Here is a 19952-nt window from a genome sequence, read left to right on the forward strand (position 1 = left end):
AGGGAAAGGGAAACCTCGGTCATCACCCGATTTGTGCAACAGAGTCGAGTTGCGCGTCATCGTCAGAAAATCCGGAATTTCGTGTGCCGGTAGGCATTGACCGGGACTCTCAATGATCGTTGCGCAGGAACACCTGCTGCGCCGCGGTGCGGGTCCGCGGACTTGCGCAGCAGGTGAACGGTGTGGCTGTACCTGTCGCGGCCTTTACGCCTCGAACAGGGCCACCATGTCGTCCGGCAGGATGGGGAAGTCGTAGGCGCGCTTGCCGGTGGCATGGGCGACGGCATTGATCACTGCCGCCCCGGCGCCGGAGATGCCCAGTTCGCCGATGCCCTTGGTCTGGATCGGGTTGGCCCAGTCGTCGCGTTCCTCGAGGAAGACCACCTGCATGTCGCCCGGCACGTCGGCATGGGCGGGGACGTGGTAGTTGGCGAGGTCGCGCGTGACCACATGGCCGTCGCGCGGGTCGTTCTGCATCTCTTCGGTCAGTGCCGCGCCGATGCCCCAGATCATACCGCCGAGCGCCTGGCTGCGGGCGGTCTTCTCGTTCAGGATGCGGCCCATCGCCATGACGCCCAGCATGCGGCGGACGCGGATCTCTCCCGTCCATTCATTCACGGCGACCTCGGCGAAATGTGCGCCGAACCCGGAAGAGAAATGGCTTTCGGCGGTCTCGCCCTTCTCGATGGTGGCTTCGGCCAGGATTTCCTCGGGGACGAGGTCCGTGAGCGCCGCCTCCCGGTTGTCGCCGCGGGCCCGCCCGTCCTGCAATGTCAGGGTCTCGACGTCGCAGCCAAGCCGCGCCGCAATCTCTGCGCGCAGTTTCCTTGCTGCGAGGAAGACGGCGGACCCGGCGGAGTTTGCCCCGAAGCTGCCGCCGGACCCGGAGGCGCCGGGCAGGTCCGAGTCGCCCAGCCGCACATCGACCTGTGCGGGCGGGAGGCCGAGCATCTCGGCGGCGACCTGCGCGAGGATGGCGTAGGTCCCGGTGCCGATGTCGGTCATGTCGGTCTCGACGGTGGCGCGATCCCCGGTGAGTCGCATCCGCGCCGCCGACCGCACCAGCATGTTGGAGCGGGCCGCCGACGCCATGCCGATCCCGATCAGCCAGTCGCCCTCGCGGCGTGTTCCGGCCTGCCAGCGGTCGGACCAGCCGAAGCGCTGTGCGCCGTCGGTCAGGCAGTCCGCCAGCCGCCGCGCGCTGTAGGGGCGGCCGTCCATCGGGTGCTTTTCCGGCAGGTTCTTCAGCCGCAGGTCCAGCGGGTCCATCCCCAGCGTGTCTGCCAGTTCATCCATCGCCGCTTCGAAGGCCAGCATGCCGACCGCCTCGCCCGGGGCACGCACGGAGCCCGCCGGGGTGGCCGCGATGCGCGCCAGGGTCTGGGTGAAGCTGAGCCCGTCGGCCCCGTAGAGGAACTGCGAGGCCTGGCTGACGGGTTCGGCAAAGCCTTCGCCGTCGAGGTTGGACACTCGGTCGTCATGCGAAATCGCGGTGATCCGCCCGTCCTTCGTCGCGCCGAGGCGGACGCGTTGCGCGGTCTCGGAGCGGCGCAGCACGCTGTCGAAGACAGTCTGCCGGCTCATGACCACGCGCACCGGGCGGCCCAGCTTCTGCGCGGCGATGGCGGCAGCGGCGGCTTCCGGCCCGAGCCCGAGCTTGGAGCCGAACCCGCCCCCGACGAAGGGCGCGAGGATGCGCACCTGCGACGGCTCGATGCCCAGCGTGTCGGCGAGTTCGTCCTTGTTGAACCGCACCATCTGGAGCGCGCTGCGCAGGGTGACGGTGTCGCCCTGCCACTCGGCGATGGCCGCATGCGGTTCCATCGCCGCGGCGGCCTGCGAGGGGGTGGTATAGGCGCGGTCGATGCGCACGTCGGCCCCCGACCAGGCGGTGTCGAAATCGCCTGCGGTCTCGGGGTCGGCGGTCTCAAGGTCGGGGGTGGTTTCCGGCGTGACGGCGGCGTCCTCGGTCTCGTATTCGACCGACAAACGCTGTGCCGCGTCCCGTGCCGCCTCGAAGCTTTCGGCGACGACCAGCGCGATGGGCTGGCCGTGGTAATGCACTGCGTCGCCGGGCTGGACCGGGGCCTCCCCGGCCATGCCTTGTGCCGGGTTGCGGGTCATGCGCGGGTCGGTGATGACGTCGATCACGCCGTCGATGGCGAGGGCCGCGTCGCGGTCCATGCCGGTGACCCGGCCGCGTTTGATAGTGGCCCGCACCAGCACGCCATGCGCCACACCTTCGGGCGTGTGGTCGGCGGTGTAATCCGCTGTGCCGGAGACCTTGCGCGGGCCGTCGGGCCGGTCCATCGGTGTGCCGATCACGCCCTGTTTCGTTTCATCCAGCAGCCGGGGCTGCGGGCTGTCCATGGTGAAATGGTCTTTCATGCCTCTGCCCTCGCGATGTCTGTGCCAGCGGTATCGGCCAACCCGGTGAGCTGGCGCATCGTGGCGATGAAGGTGCGGCGCAGGAGGGTGCGCTTGTACTCGGTATCCGGGTGGGGGGCCGCATCCGGGGCGATCAGCTGTGCCGCACGCCGGAAGAGGTCGTCGGAGGCGGTCTTGCCTCTCAGCACATCCTCCACCTCCGGGATCGTCCAGGGCTGCGGGGCGACGCTGCCGAAGGCGAGGGTGACATCCTCGATGGTATCGCCCGCCATGGTGACGGCGCCTGCCACCGAGACCAGCGCGAAGGCGTAGGATGCCCGGTCGCGCACCTTGCGGTAACCCTGTCGGCTGCCCGAACGCGGGGCGGGCAGGATCACGGCGGTGATCAGGTCGCCGTCCTCAAGGATCGTCTCCCGGTCGGGGCGCTCGCCCGGTAGGCGGTAGAGATCGCGGACCGGCACGCGGCTTGTGTCGCCGCCGGCCGTGCGGATTTCCACCTCTGCATCCAGCGCGGCAAGTGCCACGGCCATGTCCGACGGATGCGCGGCAAGGCACTGGTCCGAGGTGCCGAAGAGCGCCAGCATCCGCCCGGCACCGCCTTGTGCGGCACACCCCGTCCCGGGCGCGCGTTTATTGCAGGCCTGCGAGGTGTCGTAGAAATAGGGGCAACGGGTGCGCTGCAGCAGGTTGCCGCCGGTGGTCGCCTTGTTTCGGATCTGGGCCGAGGCGCCGGCGAGGATCGCCCGCGACAGGAGCGGCCAGCCCGACCGGACGCGGCGGTCGTTGGCGAGCGCGGTGTTGGTCACCAGCGCGCCGATCCGCAGCATGTCGCCGTCAGGTTCGATGCCCGACAGGCCTTCGAGCCGGGTGATGTCCACGAGGGTCGCGGGGGTCATGACCTGTATCTTCATCAGGTCGAGCAGGTTGGTGCCGCCCGCGATGATCTGGCCTGCCGTCACATCGTCGAAAGAGGCGGCGCGGTGGTAGTCGAAGGGCCTCATTGCTTTGCCTCCGCCGCCATGGCGATGGCCTCGCGGATCAGCGGATAGGCCGAGCAGCGGCAGAGGTTGCCGGACATGCGCTCCGCGATCTCTTCGTCGGTGAAGGCCGCGCCGTCGAGCGCGTCGCTGACATAGGAGGGCGCGCCATCGGCGATCTCCTGCAGCAGGGCCGTGGCGGACATGATCTGCCCGGGCGTGCAGTAGCCGCACTGGTAGCTGTCCTTTTCGACAAAGGCCTTCTGCAGCGCCGAAAGGCGTTCCGGCGTGCCGATCCCTTCGATGGTGGTGATCTCGTCACCGTCGTGCATCGCGGTCAGGCAGAGGCAGGCATTCACCCGCGTGCCGTTGACCAGCACCGTGCAGGCGCCGCACTGACCATGGTCGCAGCCCTTCTTGGTGCCGGGCAGGCCGAGGTCGTCGCGCAGGGTGTCGAGCAGGGTACGGCGCGGGTCGTGCTCCACGTCATGGGATGTCGCGTTCACGGTGAGGGTCGTCTTCATGGAAACTCCGATGCGTCAGGGCAGGCGCGCGGCGGAACCGCGATTCCATGGTAAACGGGGCGCATCGCCCGTTGGTTCCTGCCGCTGTCCGGCGCTTGGCGTGCAATCCGGGTGAGCTGCCGCGGGGTCGTCCTGACCTTTCCGGCCCGGAGACGCCGTCTGTGCCGGTGGGTCTGGAGGCGATGGTGCGGTTTGTCGCGGGCGCGTTCGGCGCCGATGTTGAGGCAGGGATGCCGCTGGGTCCGGCAGCCAGTCCCCGTGGCAGACATGCGGTGCCGGAGAAGGGGGGAGCGATGGCGTAGACCGGCCGTTGGCCGTCATTCACAGCTTTGGATGGATGCGCCTGATACTCTTCGATAATGATGATGTCATGAAGCGCTCCATTGTCTATCTGCTCTGTCTTCTCGTCGTCGCGTGGGCACCGGCCACCGCGCAGGAGAGTGACCCGGCACCCGATCCGTCGCGCGTTCTCGCGGTCGAGAACGGGCCCTCGGATCAGGCCATTGCCGAACGTCTGCGCGCCATTCTGGGCGCGCTCGAACACGAGGGGATCACCGTGTCGGTGGAGGCCGGTGTGGTCCGGCTGGCGGGCGATGTCGCGGACCCGGTCATCGGCCGGGAGGTCGCGGCAATCGCCGAGCGTCTCGAAGGTGTCGTGGCGGTGAACAACGCGCTTGCCGCGTCGGACAACATATCCCAGCAACTCAACCCGGCCGTGGAACGCTTCCGCACACGCTTCGAACAGTTCGTCGCCCGCTTGCCCCTGTTCATCCTTGCCGCGGGTGCGTTCGCGGTGATCATCACCTTCGGCGTCTTACTGGCGCGCCTGAGGTTCTGGGACCGGATCGCGCCGAATTCCTTCATCGCGGGTATCTACCGTCAGGCCTTCCGCGTCGCCTGCGCCATCGTCGGTATCGTGGTTGCGCTGGATCTTCTGGGCGCGGCGGCTCTGCTCGGGACCATCCTTGGCGCGGCCGGGATCGTGGGGCTGGCGATCGGTTTCGCGGTCCGCGACACGGTCGAGAACTTCGTGGCCTCGATCATGTTGAGCCTGCGTCAGCCTTTCCGGCCGAACGACCTGGTCGAGATCGAGGGCGACGTGGGCCGCGTGATCCGGCTGACCTCGCGCGCGACGATCCTGCTGTCGCTGGACGGCAACCATATCCGCATTCCGAACGCCGCGGTCTTCAAGGGCAGGATCGTGAACTACACCCAGAACCCCGCGCGGCGGTTCATGTTCGATATCGGCATCGACCCTGACGCGGATCTCGAGGCGACGCGAATCCTGGCGCAGGCGGCCCTGAAGGCGCAGCCCTTCGTGCTCGACGATCCGGAAGAACTGGTCTGGATCGAGAACATCACCGAGTCCGGCGCGATCCTGCGGGTGACGGGCTGGATCGACCAGAACAAGACCGGCTTCGCGACGGCACGCGGCGACGCCATTCGCCTGGTGAAAGCGGCCATCGAGGATGCGGGGGTCGCGATCCCCGACACCACCTACCGCATTCGTCTGGAGGGGGTCGGTGCCCTCCCTGAACCCGCGGAGAAAGCGCCGTCCCGAGAGAAGCCAGCCGCCAGGCCGCCTGTCGCGCCCGGCGAAGGGTCGGATTACCAGTCCGAGGAAAAGGCGCTGATCCCCCTCGTGGCAGCCGAACGCCGGGACGCAGAGGACCTCCTGGAGCGGGACGCCCCGCGCGAATAGCGGGTGTTGTGTGAGGCCCCGCCGCCGGCATTCGTTCAGGCGTTGATCGCTGTAACGGGATTTCCCGACGCGAGTCTTATCGCGCGGGACAGCATTCACCAATGCGCCTGTCCCCATGCACCTGCCGTTGGCCACGCGAATCCATCTCGGGAAAGTGGGGTATTCCGGCAGTGCCCTTCGGTCTATGCTGCTGCAAGTTTAGCAAAACATTTTTTCCCGGAGGCCCGATGCTTCGCCTTTTGATCACTGTCATTTTCGCAACCTGCGCGTCCTTTGCCATGGCGCAGGACCGTCCCAACACAATCCTCGTCATCGATGGCTCCGGCTCGATGTGGGGCCAGATCGACGGCGTGAACAAGATCGTCATTGCCCGCGACGTCGTCGGTGACCTGCTGGACAGCTTTCCCGCCGACCAGAACCTTGGCCTGACGGTCTATGGCCACCGCGAGCGGGGCAACTGTGCGGATATCGAAACCGTGGTGGCGCCGGGGCAGGGGACATCGGCCCGGATCAGGGAGGCGGTGAACGGGATCAATCCGCGTGGCAAGACCCCCATGACCGATGCGCTTCTCGCTGCGGCAGAAGCCCTGCGTTATACGGAGGAGCGCGCGACGGTGATCCTTGTGTCCGACGGGATCGAGACCTGCAATCCCGACCCCTGCGCCGCGGCGCGCGCGATGGAGGAAGCGGGGATCGACTTCACCGCCCATGTCATCGGCTTCGACGTCACCGATCCGGAGGCCCTGGCCCAGATGCAATGTCTTGCCAGGGAGACGGGCGGGCAGTTCCTGACCGCCGGCAGCGCGGACCAGCTGGCCAGCGCCCTGAACGCCGTTGTCGAGGAACCGGTCTACGTCCCGCAAACGGTGCAGATCGCGGGCGTCCTGCAGCCGGGCGGACCCGAGATTGCCGGACCGATCCGCTGGAACATCCTGCCCGAGGCGGGGGCGAATTACGACGGGGCAGGGCCGGGCTATGCCATCGACCTCGTGGCGGGGCGCTACGATGTCGTGGGGATTCGAGAAAGCGATGGCGCAGAGGCCGGGACGGTTTTCGACGTTGCAGCCCGGGAGACGGATCAGGGCCAGCGGGTCGAGGTGGTCTTTCCCGAGCCCGCGCCCGATCCCACGATGGTGACATTCCGCGCCGTGATCGGCACGGAGAACGGCCCCGAGATCGAGACGCCGGTGATCTGGGACGTGGTGTCCGAGGACGCGGGTGCCGTGGTCGACGGCGAGTTGGCCAACCCGATGCCGGCCCCGTTGATGCCGGGCGCGCATACGGTTACAGCATACTGGGCGGCACAGGAAACCGCATCGCCGCCGCGGCAGTTCATCGTGACCTCCGACCCGCGCGAGATCGTCGTTGTCTTTGAACCGCCTGCGGTCACGGCGTCCATCGGCGCGCCGTCGTCTGCCATCGTCGGGTCGACCATCGAGGTCACCTGGAACGGTCCGGGCCAGGAGGGCGACTTCATCGGCATCGGCAAGGCCGGGGCAAGCGGTTCCGGCCGCTGGCGCAACTTCACAGAAACCGGCGCCGGGTCGCCCCTGAACCTTCTCGTGCCGCCGGAGCCCGGCGCGTATGCCATTGGCTACTTCGACGGGGCAACCAACGACATGCTGGGCAGCGTCGCCATCGACGTTCAGCCCGCCAATATCACGATCAGCGCGCCGGCCGAGGTCAGTGTCAGCGAGACCTTCGAAGTGGCGTGGACCGGCCCCGACTACGCGGACGACTTCATCGGCATCGGTCTTGTGGGCGCGGGCGGTTCCGGCCAATGGCGCAACTTCACCATGACGTCCCAGGGCAGCCCGCTGCAATTGCGCGCGCCCGCTGCACCGGGGGACTACCTGATCAAGTATTTCCTCGGGCAGGACAACTGGGCGTCCTTCGAGGTTCCGGTCACCGTCACCGAGCCGGAGATTTCCCTTTCCGCCCCGGCAGAGGTCGAGGCCAGCACCTTTTTCGAGGTCGCCTGGACAGGGCCGGACACGCCGGGCGATTTCATCGGGATCGGCAAGGTCGGCGCGGGCGGTTCCGGCCAATGGCGCAACTTTGCCGCCACTTCGGACGGAAACCCCGCGCGACTGCAGGCGCCGCCCGAGGCCGGAGACTATCTGATCAAGTACTTCCTCGATCAGGACAACACGGCACTCTTCGAGATCCCCATCACGGTCGGCCAGCCTCAGGTCAGCCTGACCGCCCCGGCCGAGGCGGATGTCAGCCAGACGATCGAAGTCGCATGGGCCGGTCCCGACACGCCGGGTGACTTCATCGGGATCGGCAAGGTCGGTGCGGGCGGCTCGGGCCAGTGGCTCAACTACGTCGCAACGGCCGACGGCAATCCCGCGCGCCTGATGACACCGTCGGAGCCGGGCGAGTACCTGATCAAGTACTTCCTCGATCAGGACAACACAGCACTCATCGAGGTCCCGATCACGCTGCGCGAACCCGAGGTGTCGCTGAGCGCCCCGGCCAGTGCGGAGGTCTCGACCATGATCGAGGTGGCCTGGACAGGTCCGGACACGCCCGGCGATTTCATCGGTGTCGGCAAGGCCGGTGCGGGCGGTTCCGGCCAGTGGCGCAACTACGCCGAGACCAGCACGGGCAATCCGGTCCGGCTCCTCGTTCCCGCCGAACCGGGCGACTACGTGATCAAGTACTTTCTCGACCAGCGGAACACACCGCTATACGAGGTGCCTTTGACGGTGACAGCGGCGGAGGTCAGCATGGAGGTGCCCGCCATCGTGACGGGCGGGACTGTCGTGGACATACCGTGGAGCGGTCCGAGCCATGCGGGCGATTTCATCGGCATGGGTCTGGCGGGCGCCGGAGGGTCGGGCCAGTGGCGGTCCTATGCGCCGACCGTCGACGGCTCGCCCGCGCGGTTGCGGATACCGACTGTCGGGGGGGACTATGCCGTTCAGTACTTCCTCGACCAGGACAACACGTCTGCGCTGGAAATCCCGGTCAAGGTCGTGACGCCCGCCGCAACGCTCGATGCCCCGGCAACGGCGGCACCAGGTTCGACGATCGAGGTCGCATGGACCGGGCCCAACTACGACGGCGACTACATCGGGCTTGGCAAGGCCGGGGCCGGGGGCTCCGGCCAGTGGCGGACATATGCGGAAACCTCGGGTGGTCCGGTGCTCAGCCTCACCCTGCCGGAGGAACCCGGCGAGTACCTGATCCAGTATTTCGTCAATTCGGATCAGACAGCCATCGCGAAACACGCGCTCGTCATCCAGTAGGGGTGGGCGGGCAGACAGCCTGCACTTTGCCGCCTTGCGGGGTCCGTGTAGCGGAGGATCGGGAACCGCCCGGCGGCGGTCCCGGTCTGAGGCAGCCATCCCTGCCGTCTTCGAAGAACGGGAGAAAGACGAGCGCGACGTTCTGGAGGTCACGGCCAGCCGAGGGGGCTAAGCACTATCTAGCTATGATACCGGGCCTCGTTTCACGCCGGATCGCAGCACGGATTTTTCGATCAACCGAAGGCCGTTAGGGGCGGGACATCTGCGGGCCGGGAACGGTCAGCTGTTTGCGGCGGCGGCCGGTTTCAGGCTGGCCAGAAGGTGGTGGAACTTTTCGCCTTGCACGGCCACATGGGCGCGCATGATCTCGGCGGCCTGCGCCCCGTCGGCGTCACACAGCGCGGCAAGAACCGCCTCATGCTCGGCCATCGACTGGCGCAGGCGCCCCCGCAGCCGAAGCTGGGTCCGGCGAAACGGTTGCAGGCGGCGCTGCAGCCGAAGCGCTTCGCCTTCCAGAAACCCGTTGCCGGACTGCGCATAGATCAGCGCATGAAAGCTCTCGTTCTCGCGGTAGTAGGCGTCGGCATCCTGCGCGGCGACGGCTTCCATGCAGCGCGCGTTGATCTCGGCCAGCTTGTCCAGCGCGGCGTCGCTGATGCGGGTCGCGGCAAGCCGGGCGCAGGCGGCCTCCAGCTCGGCCATGACCTCGAACATCTCGATGAGTTCGACCGGCCCCGGTTGGCGGACAAAGACGCCCCGGCGCGGCAACTGCTCGACCAGACCGGAGAGTGTCAGCCGGTGCAACGCCTCGCGGATCGGGGTGCGCGAGACGTCGAAACGTTCCGCCAGCATCACCTCGTCAAGGCGCGCGCCGTCGGGAAAGGTGCCGTCAAAGATCAGCCCTTCGAGTTCGTCAGCGATGCGGTCCGAGCGTTTGCGTTCCATTGGACATGATTTTGCACGGCTTTGGCGCGCACGCAATCTTGGATTTCTTGTATACAAAACATTTGACAGCGTGTGCAGGACCTGCCACCAATCGGACATAGACCGGGCCGACCCGGCAAAGGGAGGAACATCATGAAACATTTTCTGACTGCCAGCGTGGCAGCCGTTGCCCTGTGCGCATCTGCGATGACCGCCGCCGCCGCCGAGCTGCGCCTGTCGCATCAGTGGTCCACCGGCGACGTGCGCCACAAGGTGGCCCAGATCGTCGCGGACGAGGTTGCCGCTGCCGATGTGGACCTCGAGATCAAGATTTTCCCGTCCGCCTCGCTGTTCAAGGCGCGCGAGCAGTATACGCCCCTGTCGCGCGGCCAGCTCGACATGACGGTTCTGCCGCTGTCCTACGCCGGTGGCCAGCAGCCCGCTTACAACCTGACCCTGATGCCGGGGCTCGTGAAGAACCACGACCACGCCGCCCGCCTGAACGAGAGCGAGTTCATGGGCGAGATCGAGGACATCATGGCCGGCGATGACGTCATGGTGCTGGTGCACGGCTACCTCGCCGGCGGCTTTGCGGGCAAGGACAGCTGCATCACCGCGCCGGAAGACATGCAGGGCAAGCAGACCCGCGCAGCGGGCAAGGCGTTCGAGCAGATGCTGGCCGGGGCAGGGGCGTCCATCGCGTCGATGGCCTCGTCCGAGATCTACAATGCCATGCAGACCGGCGTTCTGGACGCGGCGAACACCTCGTCCTCGTCCTTCGTGTCGTACCGCATCTACGAGCAGGTGGCGTGCTACACGCCGGCGGGCGATTATGCGCTGTGGTTCATGTATCAGCCGCTGCTGATGAACAAGACGACCTACGACGGTCTGACCGACGAGCAGAAGGCCGCGCTGCAGGCGGCCTCGGAAAAGGCGCAGGCGTTCTACCTCGAAGAGGCCAAGAAGGAAGACGCCGAAAGCGCCCAGGTCTTTGCGGATGCGGGTGTGGAAATCGCGCAGATGTCCGCCGAGGATTTCGACAAGTGGCGCGCCCTGGCGCAGGAGACCTCGTACAAGGCCTTCGTCGAAGAGACGCCGGACGGCCAGAAGCTGCTGGACCTCGCGCTGTCGGTCGAGTGACCGGCGCCTGACCACAATGGGCGGCCGACGGGACCGGCCGCCCTTTTCCCATCCCGCAAGTGACGGAGGTTTGCCATGGCAGGCCAGATCGGCGGCGCGGTCGCGCGCACCGGCAACAATCCCTTTCTGCGCGGTGTCGCGGCGCTCAGCACACTTGCGGGCTGGTGTTCTGCGGCCATGATCGTCGCGGCGGTGGCCATCACCTGCCAGATGATCTGGGTGCGCTTCGTGCTGAACGGATCGACCGTGTGGCAGACCGAGGCGGTGATCTACCTGGTCATCGCGGCCACCCTGATCGGGCTGGCCTACGTGCAGCGGCTGCGCGGCCATGTGAACGTCGACCTCGTGCCGCTGGCGCTGAAGCCGGGACCGCGCCGTATCCTGGCCATGGTCGTGTCGGCCCTGTCCATCGCCATCGTGGCGATGATGCTCTGGTACGGCTGGGAATACTGGCACTTCGCCTATGAGCGCGGCTGGAAATCCGACACCGTCTGGGGCGTCCGCCTGTGGATCCCCTATTCCGCCATTCCCGTGGGTCTGGGCCTGCTGCTGCTGCAGTTGATTGCCGACCTCGTGGCGCTTCTGATCGGGGTCGATGCGCCCTTCGGCCTCGAAGACACTGAAACCATTGCCCAGCACCATACCGGAGAGACCTGAATGGACCCGCTCCTTCTGGGCGGCCTCGTCGCCGTCATCACCATCGTCGTGCTGTTTTCCGGCGTGTCCGTCGCGCTCGGGCTGCTGATCGTCTCTGCCGGGTTCCTGCTGGTCTTCGACGGGATGCGGTCACTGGAACTGATCCCGGAGATCCTGTTCGGCAAGCTCGACAACTTCGCCCTCCTGTCGATCCCGATGTTCATCATCATGGGGGCCAGTATCGCCTCTACCCGGGCGGGCGCCGACCTCTACGAGGCGCTGGAGCGCTGGCTGACCCGCGTGCCGGGCGGGCTGGTGATCTCCAACCTCGGGGCCTGCGCGCTGTTCGCCGCCATGTCCGGGTCCAGCCCCGCCACCTGTGCCGCCATCGGCAAGATGGGCATCCCCGAGATGCGCAAGCGCGGTTATCCCGACGGCGTCGCCGCAGGGTCCATCGCGGCGGGCGGCACGCTGGGCATCCTGATCCCGCCGTCGGTCACCATGATCGTCTACGGCATCGCCACGGAAACCTCGATCGGACGCCTGTTCCTTGCGGGCGTGATGCCGGGCCTGATGCTGATGTTCCTCTTCATGGCGTGGTCGCTCTATTCCACCGCCCGGTCGGGGGACCGCGCCATGCTGACCGCGCGCCGCTACAGCTGGTCCGAGCGGCTGGAGATCCTGCCCCGTGTGCTGCCGTTCCTCTTCATCATCCTCGGCGTGCTTTATGCCATGTACGGCGGCATCGCGACGCCATCGGAAACGGCGGCGGTGGGCGCACTTCTGTGCCTCGTGATCGCGGTCATCATCTACCGCCTCTGGAACCCCCGCGACCTCTGGACCGTGCTGCGCGACTCCACCCGCGAGTCGGTGATGATCCTCTTCATCATCGCGGCGGCGGGCGTGTTCAGCTACATGCTGTCCTCGCTCTTCATCACGCAGAGCATCGCCGCGTGGATCGGCGAGCTGGAGGTCAACCGCTGGGTCCTGATGGGGGCGGTCAACGTCTTCCTGCTGATCGCGGGCTTCTTCCTGCCGCCGGTCGCGGTGATCCTGATGGCCGCGCCGATCCTGCTGCCGATCATCCAGACCGCCGGTTTCGACCCGATCTGGTTCGCGGTGGTGCTGACGATCAACATGGAAATCGGCCTGATCTCGCCCCCTGTCGGCCTGAACCTGTATGTCATCAACGGCATCGCGCCGGACATCTCGCTCAGGACCATCCTCATCGGCTCGTTGCCCTTTGTGGTCTGCATGGTGCTGGCGATCTTGATCCTGTGCCTGTTCCCCGGCATCGCCACATGGCTGCCTGACCTCGTGATGGGACCCGCGATATGAGCCTGTTTGCCGATCTGCTCTCCAACGTCTTCGAGTACCGCTACCGCTTTGGCCTGGCGCGGCAGGACGGACGGCCCTTGCCCGAACTGACCGCCGCGCTGGTCGGCGCTACGGGCGAGGTGACGGGGCAGGCGGTGGCGCGGCAGATCATCGACCGCTACGCCGATTGGTCGGACGAGGAAAAGCGCGCCTTCTTCGAGCATCTCGCCCGTGACATGGACCTGGATGTGGAGGCCGCCGCCGCCGCGCTGGCGCGCTATGCCGAGAATCGCAACAAGGCGACCTACCGCACCTTTGCCGCCGCCGCAGAACCGCCGCGACAGGAGCTGATCCGCCGGCTGAACCAGGTGCGCGGGGCCACGCGGCAACTGGTGCGCATGCGGGCCGACCTGCTGCGGCTGGGGCGCGACGACGACGCGCTGATGGCGCTGGATCAGGACTTCCGGCACCTCTTTGGCTCGTGGTTCAATCGCGGTTTCCTTGTGCTGCGCCCGATCAACTGGGAAAGCCCGGCGCAGATCCTCGAGAAGATCATCGCCTACGAAGCGGTGCACGCGATCGATTCATGGGACGACCTGCGACGGCGCCTGCAACCGGCGGACCGGCGCTGCTTTGCCTTTTTCCACCCCGTCATGCCGGACGAGCCGCTGATCTTCGTCGAGGTCGCCCTGACGCGCGGCATCCCCGGATCGGTGCAGAACGTGCTGGCCGAGGAACGCGAGCCGCTGACCGCCGATCAGGCCGACACCGCCGTGTTCTATTCCATCTCGAACTGCCAGGCCGGGCTGGCGGGGATCTCCTTCGGCAATTCCCTGATCAAGCAGGTTGCCGCCGACCTCGCTGCGGAACTGCCGGGGCTCAGGACCTTTGTCACGCTGTCGCCCATTCCCGGCTTTGCCCGCTGGCTGGAGGGGCGCGACGTACCCTTTGACCGCCAAGACGACACCCAGATGCGCCAGCTGGCTGCCTGGTACCTGACGCGGGCCAAGCGGGACAATGGCCGGCCGCTGGATCCGGTGGCGGGCTTTCATCTCGGCAATGGCGCGCTGGTCCATGCGCTCCATGCCCGCGCCGACGTTTCGCCCAAGGGGCAGGCGCAATCGCATGGGGTGATGGTCAACTATCTGTATGATCTGGCCCGCGTCTCGCAGAACCACGAAAAGTTCGCCGCGACGGGTGAGATTGCCACCTCGTCGGACGTGCGTGGCCTCGCCTCCGCCGCCGATACCGTACTGAAGGAACCCGCGAAATGAACCCGCTTTACGACCGCCTTTTCGGTGTCCATGCCGGCAAGGACACGCCCTTTCTGCACCTTGCCTCGGGTGACAGTATGACCCACGCGGCGTTCCTGCGCATGGCGGCGCGCTTTGCCCATGTGCTGAGCAACGCGGGGCTGGTGCCGGGCGACCGTCTGGCGGCACAGGTGGAGAAATCCCCCGAGGCGCTGGCCCTGTACGCGGCCTGCGTGCAGGCCGGCGTCGTATTCCTGCCTCTGAACACGGCCTATACCCGCGACGAGCTGGCCTATTTCATCGAGAATTCGGGCGCGAAGCTGGTGGTGGGCGATCCGGCCAAGGCCGACGATCTGCGCCCGATGGTCGAGGGGCTGGACGCGCAGTTGATGACCTTGGCCGCCGATGGCACGGGCAGCTTCACCGAAGCCGCCGCCGACAAGCCCGACAGCTTTGACACCGCCGGGCGGGAGGAGGATGACCTTGCCGCCTTCCTCTACACGTCCGGCACGACGGGGCGGTCGAAGGGGGCGATGCTGACGCAGGCGAACCTCCTGTCCAACGCAGAGACGCTGGTCGACTGCTGGCGCTTTACTGCGGACGACGTGTTGCTGCACGCGCTGCCCATCTTCCACACGCACGGGCTTTTCGTCGCGACAAACGTGATGCTCGTGGCGGGCGGGTCGATGATCTTCCTGCCGAAGTTCGATCTGGACGTGGTGATCGCAAACCTGCCGCGCGCCACGTCGATGATGGGCGTGCCGACCTTCTACACCCGGCTTCTGAACGATGACCGGTTTACCCGCGACCTGACGCAGGGCATGCGGCTGTTTACCTCCGGCTCGGCCCCGTTGCTGGCGGAGACCCACGTTCGGTTCGAGGAGCGCACCGGCCACCGTATCCTCGAGCGCTACGGCATGACCGAAACCAACATGAACACGTCGAACCCCTATGATGGCGACCGCCGGGCCGGGACGGTCGGTCTGCCGCTGCCGGGCGTCGAGCTGAAGGTCTGCGACCCCGAAACCGGGGCAGAGCTGCCGCGTGGCGAGGTCGGCGTGATCGAGGTCCGCGGTCCCAACGTCTTCAAGGGCTACTGGCAGATGCCGGACAAGACCGCCGCCGAATTGCGCGAGGACGGGTTCTTCATCACCGGCGACCTCGGTGTGCAGGGCGAGGATGGCTATGTCACCATCGTCGGCCGCAACAAGGATCTGATCATCTCGGGCGGCTATAATATCTATCCCAAGGAAATCGAACAGGTGCTGGACGACCAGCCGGGCGTGCTGGAAACCGCCGTGATCGGCGTGCCGCACCCGGATTTCGGTGAAACCGTCGTGGCCGTCGTCGTGCCGCAAGAGGGCACCGCGCCGGATGCCGGTCAACTGGCCGCCGCCTGTACCGACAGCCTTGCCCGGTTCAAGCACCCGCGCCGCTTCGAGATCGTCGGTGCCCTGCCGCGCAACACCATGGGCAAGGTGCAGAAGAACATCCTGCGCGACACCTACAAGGGTTTGTTCAGCAATTGATTGCCGTGTTGCCGGGGCATGGAAGGATCTGACCTGCTGGCTGGCTGGGATGCAAGCGCGGAGGTTGCCCGAGACCTGTGTCGCCTGCTGCGGGTGTGGGGCAGGCCCGTCTGCATTGTCAGCGGTGACGGGGCGGCGTTCATCGGTCAGGCGACCGGAAACGAGGTCCCGTGGCCCCGCATGGGTCCTGGCAGGCCTCAACGGAACGCCCTTATCGAAACCCTCCGGGCGGAATAACCGAACGGGGAGGTATTCGACAGCCTGGGCGCAACCGGTTCCGTGGTGCCGGGTGGTCATTCCCGGCATTCGTTCTGTCACATGCGGATAAACCCCGTGTAATCCGGCTCGCCAAGGATGCCCTCGGCGAGCCGGTCGATGCGGGCGCCATATTCCCGACGGGGGCCCGGAACGAACAGCGGCGCGGTACGAGGGCTGGCGGTGGCGTGCGGTCAGGCCTGCGTCCCGTCCACGGTGAGAACCGGTGTGCCGTCGGATGTCGTGTCAGGACTGCGCCCGTCTTTGTCGAGCGTGCCGCGAATTCGGTGGCGCCAGTTCGAGAAGCTGTCGAACCGAACGGTGTCGATCGGCTGATCCAGCGCGATCTCGACCTGGCGACGCTCGGCTCTCCCCGAAACGGCGAGGATCGTTCCGCTGTAGGCCTGCCCAAGATAGTGCCCGCTCACCTTGGTGCCCACGGCGAGGGGCAGTGGGGTGCTGCGTTGTCTGAGACGGGCATGAAGCGTGTTCCAGTCGCGTGCGCCGTGCTGCCGTGCGATGAGTTCGAGAGATTGCGCATGGCTGACCACCTTGCCTTCGGCGCGCAGCGCCTGTCGGAGCGCCTTGGCCTCAGCCTTGACGGTGTCGAGGGTTGGATCGGTCATGCGGCCTCCTCCTTGGCAGATGAGGTTGGCGGGGCAGGGGCGGTCGGCCGACCCCGAAAGACGAGGGTCAGGGCCAGGAGGAACACCACGGCATCCGCGACGGGAAACGCGAACCACAGGCCGTCTATCCCGTAGAGCGCGTTCAGAGCGACGAGCAGCACCGGCGTCAGCAGCCATGGTTTGATCAGGGTCAGGGCCGCTGTCCGGAGGGGTTGACCCATTGCCTGGAAATGCAGGGCAAGGACAAGCACCGGCCCGGAGACCACGTAGAGCGCAGTCATCGGTCGCAGGACCCCGGCGACGGCCGCCACGACGTGCGGGTCCGCCGAGAACAACGCACCCATAGGTGCGCCCGCAAATGCGCCTGCCAGCGCCACGCCGAGACACCAGAGGAACGCGCTGCCCATGGCAAGCCGCAGGGCGGCACCGGCCCGATCCGGGCGGCCCGCGCCGACGTTGTTGCCGGTGATGCTCTGGGTGGTCAGCGCGATTGCCATCTGCGGCAGGAAGGCCAGCCCGAGAAGGCGCGTCACCACACCATAGGCCGCGATATAGGTGGCGCTCTCCGCGGTGGCGCTGCCGATGACGACCAGAACGGTACTGGCCACGAATGCCATGCCGACGAAGGTCAGGCTCAGCGGAAGACCGAGCGAGAGGATCTGGCCCCAGCCGGCCAGCCAGTTCGCGCGCCGGAGCGCACTCAGCGGAACAAGTTCACTGTCGCGCGCGCGCACCAGCAAGAGCAGCATGAGGCCGAGGCCCTGCGCGCCGACGGTGCCGAGTGCGGACCCCGCCACGCCGAGATCGAGGAGCACGATTGCCACGTAGTTCCCGCCGATGTTCAGCAGGGTGACCAGCACCGAAAGCCCCGCGATAAGCCCGGCCCGGCCTTCGTTCCGCAGGGCATCGGCGTGCAGTCCCAGCCCGAATTGGATGGGCGCCCCGAGGATCAGGATCAGCAGATAGTGTTCGGCCATCTCCGCCACCGCCGTGTTTCCGGCGGCGATCGCGGAGACGAGTGTCGGGCCGACCGTCAGCGCCCCCGCGATCAGCAGCGCGCCGATGGCCAGCGCCAGACCGTGGGCGCCTGCGAAGACGTCTCCGGCCTCCTTGCGCGCTCCGGCACCGAGGTGGCGGGCGAACAGGCTCGACATGCCGCCGCCCGCAAGCGTGGTCAGCGCCGTGAGCAGCATGACCACGGGAAAGGCAAGGCTGACCGCGGCCAGGGCCTCGGCGCCGACGAACCGGCCGACGAAGATCCCGTCGATCACGTTCAGAAGGCCGCCGGTCGACATGACGACCGCCATGGGAAGGGCATTCGACAGGAACAATCGCCCGACGGGGCGGGTCAGAAACCGGTTCTGGATTACATTCGGGGCGGGTCCAACGGACATCGCTCACTCCTCCGCAGAGGCATTTCGGTTCAGGAGGGAGCCTGCATTGCCCACCTGCGAAATGCTTCGAGGGTGAGATGTCGTCTTGCTCCGGGCTTCACCGTGACTTGCGTCTGCAGGCGGCAGGTGCCCGGCACCTTGCCGGCTGGATAAGGGGAAATTCCCGGAAGGGCAACACATGACTTGAGAGGGACCAAGGCCTCAGATGCCGGACGGCTGCGCGAACGGGTCCGGTTCGTTCGGTCCGGCGCGACCTCTCAGCGCCGCACGCAAGTCGACACCGCCATGCAAAAGGAAGTCGCCCTGGTATCCACCATGATCTTGCCGGAACACCGATCCGTCTACTATGGTAGCACGATGAAGGGTGACGACATCGATAACAGGCTTGGGGCTCGCATACGCGCCGAGCGGGAAAGCCGCGGCTGGTCGCTGACCGATCTGGCCGAACGGGCGAATGTTTCCCGGGCGATGATCCACAAGGTCGAGCGCGCCGACAGCTCTCCGACGGCCAATTTCCTGGGCAAGCTTTCCGGTGCGTTCGGGCTCAGCATGTCCACCCTTCTGGCCCGGGCCGAGGGCATGGGGGGCAGCCTCCTTCGAAAGGAGGATCAGCCGGTCTGGGTCGACCCGGAGACCGGGTACATTCGTCGTCAGGTCTCTCCCAGGTCCAATATGCCTCTCGACCTCGTGGAGGTTACCCTTCCGGGCGGCAAGGAGGTTCCCATGCCCGCCTCGGCCTACGCCTTCATCCGGCAGTTGATCTGGGTGCTCGATGGCGAGCTGACCTTTGTGGAAGGTGCGGTGCGCCATGAACTTCATGCGGGCGATTGCCTCCATCTGGGCCCTCCCGCGGATTGCGTCTTCAGGAACGAGGGCGCGAGGCCTTGCACCTATGCCGTGGCGGTTCTGCAGGACGGGTGAAATAGCCTGACGCTTGTGCGTTCATATTGACGAATTGTCCATTATGATGGACGGTGATCGCAATATGGTCACAAGGGAATCAACCATGCTCGTGCGCGATGCCGAAGACCGTGACCTCGAAACGGTTACGGCGATCTATAACGATGCTGTCACGCAGACGACGGCGATCTGGAACGAAACCGAGGTCGACGTGGAGAACCGCCGCGCCTGGCTCAGGGAGCGGCAGAGCCTCGGGTATCCGGTGCTGGTTGCCGTGTCGGAGGACGGCGACGTTTTGGGATATGCCTCCTTCGGGGACTGGCGCGCCTGGGACGGATATCGCCATACTGTCGAGCATTCCGTCTACGTCCGGGCGAACCAACGCGGGGCTGGGGTCGGCAGGGCGTTGATGGAGGTCCTGATCGACCGCGCCCGGGCCGCGGGCAAGCACGTCATGATCGCCGGGATCGAGGCGGGGAACACCGGCTCGATCTGCCTGCACGAAAGACTGGGCTTCGAGCAGGCGGGCCTTCTGCGGCAAGTGGGCACGAAATTCGGGCGCTGGCTCGACCTTGCCTTCCTGCAGCTGGTGCTCGACCAGCGCCGCGCTCCCGATCGCCCGGCAGGGCAATGATGCCCGGCTTCGTACTCGGCCTTCTGATCGCAGCCGGTGCGACACTGGTGGCGCAGAACCTTGTGATGACGAAAATCACCAGCGCGACCTCCTCGGTGCTGGCGGCACTCATGATGAACTCGGCGGTCGGATTGGCTTTGCTGTCGGCGCTGATGATGTGGCATGCCGGGATTGGCGGCGTCGGCGAGATCGCGAAGACGTTCAGGCCGTGGTTCCTGATACCGGGACTCTTGGGGACGTTTTTCGTCTTCGCCAGCATCAGCGGGTATCAGTATCTGGGCGCCGCGCCGACCATCGCCATTCTGGTGGCAAGCCAGTTGCTGTTCGGTCTGGCGTGGGACATATCGCGGGCCGATGATCTCTCCTTGCAAGGACTGATGACCGTGGCGGTCGGTGCCGGATTTCTGGTCTGCGGCGTCGTCATCATAGTGTGGCGCGCACCGTAAGGCTGGCTTGCGGTCCTCAGTCGTCATCTCCGCTGAACTCGGTCGCTGCGGAA

General features: G+C 66.5%; 16 protein-coding genes. 10 read left to right on the forward strand and 6 right to left on the reverse strand.

What is annotated here, in order from left to right; genetic code table 11:
• Positions 1–204: 204 nt before the first annotated feature.
• Genes ACU0DV_RS09605 through ACU0DV_RS09615 form a run of 3 tightly spaced genes read right to left on the reverse strand, consistent with a single transcriptional unit; the run spans position 205 to position 3889 of the window.
• A complete protein-coding gene (locus ACU0DV_RS09605; protein ID WP_446242239.1) occupies positions 205–2388 on the reverse strand; it encodes a xanthine dehydrogenase family protein molybdopterin-binding subunit in 2184 nt (727 codons plus the stop codon).
• Entirely contained in the window at positions 2385–3389 is a 1005-nt protein-coding gene (locus ACU0DV_RS09610) for an FAD binding domain-containing protein (protein ID WP_446242240.1), read from the reverse strand. Before ACU0DV_RS09610 ends, ACU0DV_RS09605 begins: the two co-directional genes overlap by 4 nt.
• Positions 3386–3889, reverse strand: a complete 504-nt coding sequence (locus ACU0DV_RS09615) for a (2Fe-2S)-binding protein (RefSeq protein WP_446242241.1) — start codon at positions 3887–3889, stop codon at positions 3386–3388. Before ACU0DV_RS09615 ends, ACU0DV_RS09610 begins: the two co-directional genes overlap by 4 nt.
• A 370-nt stretch (positions 3890–4259) precedes the next feature.
• Between ACU0DV_RS09615 and ACU0DV_RS09620 the strand changes: the two genes are divergently transcribed.
• Complete coding sequence (locus tag ACU0DV_RS09620) at positions 4260–5591, forward strand: mechanosensitive ion channel family protein (RefSeq protein WP_446242242.1); 1332 nt, start codon at positions 4260–4262, stop codon at positions 5589–5591.
• 227 nt (positions 5592–5818) lie between these two features.
• Positions 5819–8845 carry a vWA domain-containing protein gene (locus ACU0DV_RS09625; RefSeq protein WP_446242243.1) on the forward strand — a complete coding sequence of 1009 codons (3027 nt, stop codon included), beginning with the start codon at positions 5819–5821 and terminating at the stop codon, positions 8843–8845.
• A gap of 279 nt (positions 8846–9124) precedes the next feature.
• Here the strand turns inward: ACU0DV_RS09625 and ACU0DV_RS09630 are convergent, their stop codons facing one another.
• Positions 9125–9790: a GntR family transcriptional regulator gene (locus ACU0DV_RS09630; RefSeq protein WP_100930266.1), complete on the reverse strand. Its 666-nt coding sequence runs from the start codon at positions 9788–9790 to the stop codon at positions 9125–9127.
• A 132-nt stretch (positions 9791–9922) separates the two neighbouring features.
• On the opposite strand from ACU0DV_RS09630, the gene dctP reads away from it, so the two are divergent.
• The 5 genes from dctP to ACU0DV_RS09655 all read left to right on the forward strand — a co-directional run bounded on the left by dctP (position 9923) and on the right by ACU0DV_RS09655 (position 15644).
• The gene (gene dctP, locus ACU0DV_RS09635) at positions 9923–10909 is read left to right on the forward strand and encodes a TRAP transporter substrate-binding protein DctP (RefSeq protein WP_446242244.1); all 987 of its coding nucleotides are present in this window, start codon (positions 9923–9925) and stop codon (positions 10907–10909) included.
• A gap of 75 nt (positions 10910–10984) precedes the next feature.
• Complete coding sequence (locus tag ACU0DV_RS09640; protein ID WP_100930268.1) at positions 10985–11566, forward strand: TRAP transporter small permease; 582 nt, start codon at positions 10985–10987, stop codon at positions 11564–11566.
• Positions 11567–12883 (forward strand): TRAP transporter large permease, encoded by a 1317-nt coding sequence (locus ACU0DV_RS09645; RefSeq protein WP_446242245.1) that lies wholly within the window; start codon positions 11567–11569, stop codon positions 12881–12883. It begins immediately after the preceding gene.
• Complete coding sequence (locus ACU0DV_RS09650; RefSeq protein WP_446242246.1) at positions 12880–14136, forward strand: malonyl-CoA decarboxylase; 1257 nt, start codon at positions 12880–12882, stop codon at positions 14134–14136. Before ACU0DV_RS09645 ends, ACU0DV_RS09650 begins: the two co-directional genes overlap by 4 nt.
• Entirely contained in the window at positions 14133–15644 is a 1512-nt protein-coding gene (locus ACU0DV_RS09655) for a malonate--CoA ligase (RefSeq protein ID WP_446242247.1), read from the forward strand. Before ACU0DV_RS09650 ends, ACU0DV_RS09655 begins: the two co-directional genes overlap by 4 nt.
• A gap of 449 nt (positions 15645–16093) precedes the next feature.
• Here the strand turns inward: ACU0DV_RS09655 and ACU0DV_RS09660 are convergent, their stop codons facing one another.
• Together ACU0DV_RS09660 and ACU0DV_RS09665 are read right to left on the reverse strand one after the other, a co-directional pair.
• On the reverse strand, positions 16094–16525 hold the full coding sequence (locus ACU0DV_RS09660) for a glyoxalase superfamily protein (RefSeq protein ID WP_446242248.1): 432 nt from the start codon (positions 16523–16525) through the stop codon (positions 16094–16096).
• Positions 16522–17919 (reverse strand): MATE family efflux transporter, encoded by a 1398-nt coding sequence (locus ACU0DV_RS09665; RefSeq protein ID WP_446273541.1) that lies wholly within the window; start codon positions 17917–17919, stop codon positions 16522–16524. The genes ACU0DV_RS09660 and ACU0DV_RS09665 overlap by 4 nt, the downstream gene beginning before the upstream one ends.
• 285 nt (positions 17920–18204) lie before the next feature.
• Here ACU0DV_RS09665 and ACU0DV_RS09670 point away from each other — a divergent pair, with 285 nt between their 5' ends.
• From ACU0DV_RS09670 to ACU0DV_RS09680, 3 genes are all read left to right on the forward strand, one after another.
• Entirely contained in the window at positions 18205–18840 is a 636-nt protein-coding gene (locus ACU0DV_RS09670) for a helix-turn-helix domain-containing protein (RefSeq protein WP_446242250.1), read from the forward strand.
• An 85-nt stretch (positions 18841–18925) separates the two neighbouring features.
• Positions 18926–19453 (forward strand): N-acetyltransferase family protein, encoded by a 528-nt coding sequence (locus tag ACU0DV_RS09675; protein ID WP_446242251.1) that lies wholly within the window; start codon positions 18926–18928, stop codon positions 19451–19453.
• Positions 19453–19899 carry a DMT family transporter gene (locus ACU0DV_RS09680; RefSeq protein ID WP_446242252.1) on the forward strand — a complete coding sequence of 149 codons (447 nt, stop codon included), beginning with the start codon at positions 19453–19455 and terminating at the stop codon, positions 19897–19899. Before ACU0DV_RS09675 ends, ACU0DV_RS09680 begins: the two co-directional genes overlap by 1 nt.
• Positions 19900–19952: the final 53 nt, after the last annotated feature.

It is taken from the genome of Sagittula sp. (assembly GCF_052825245.1).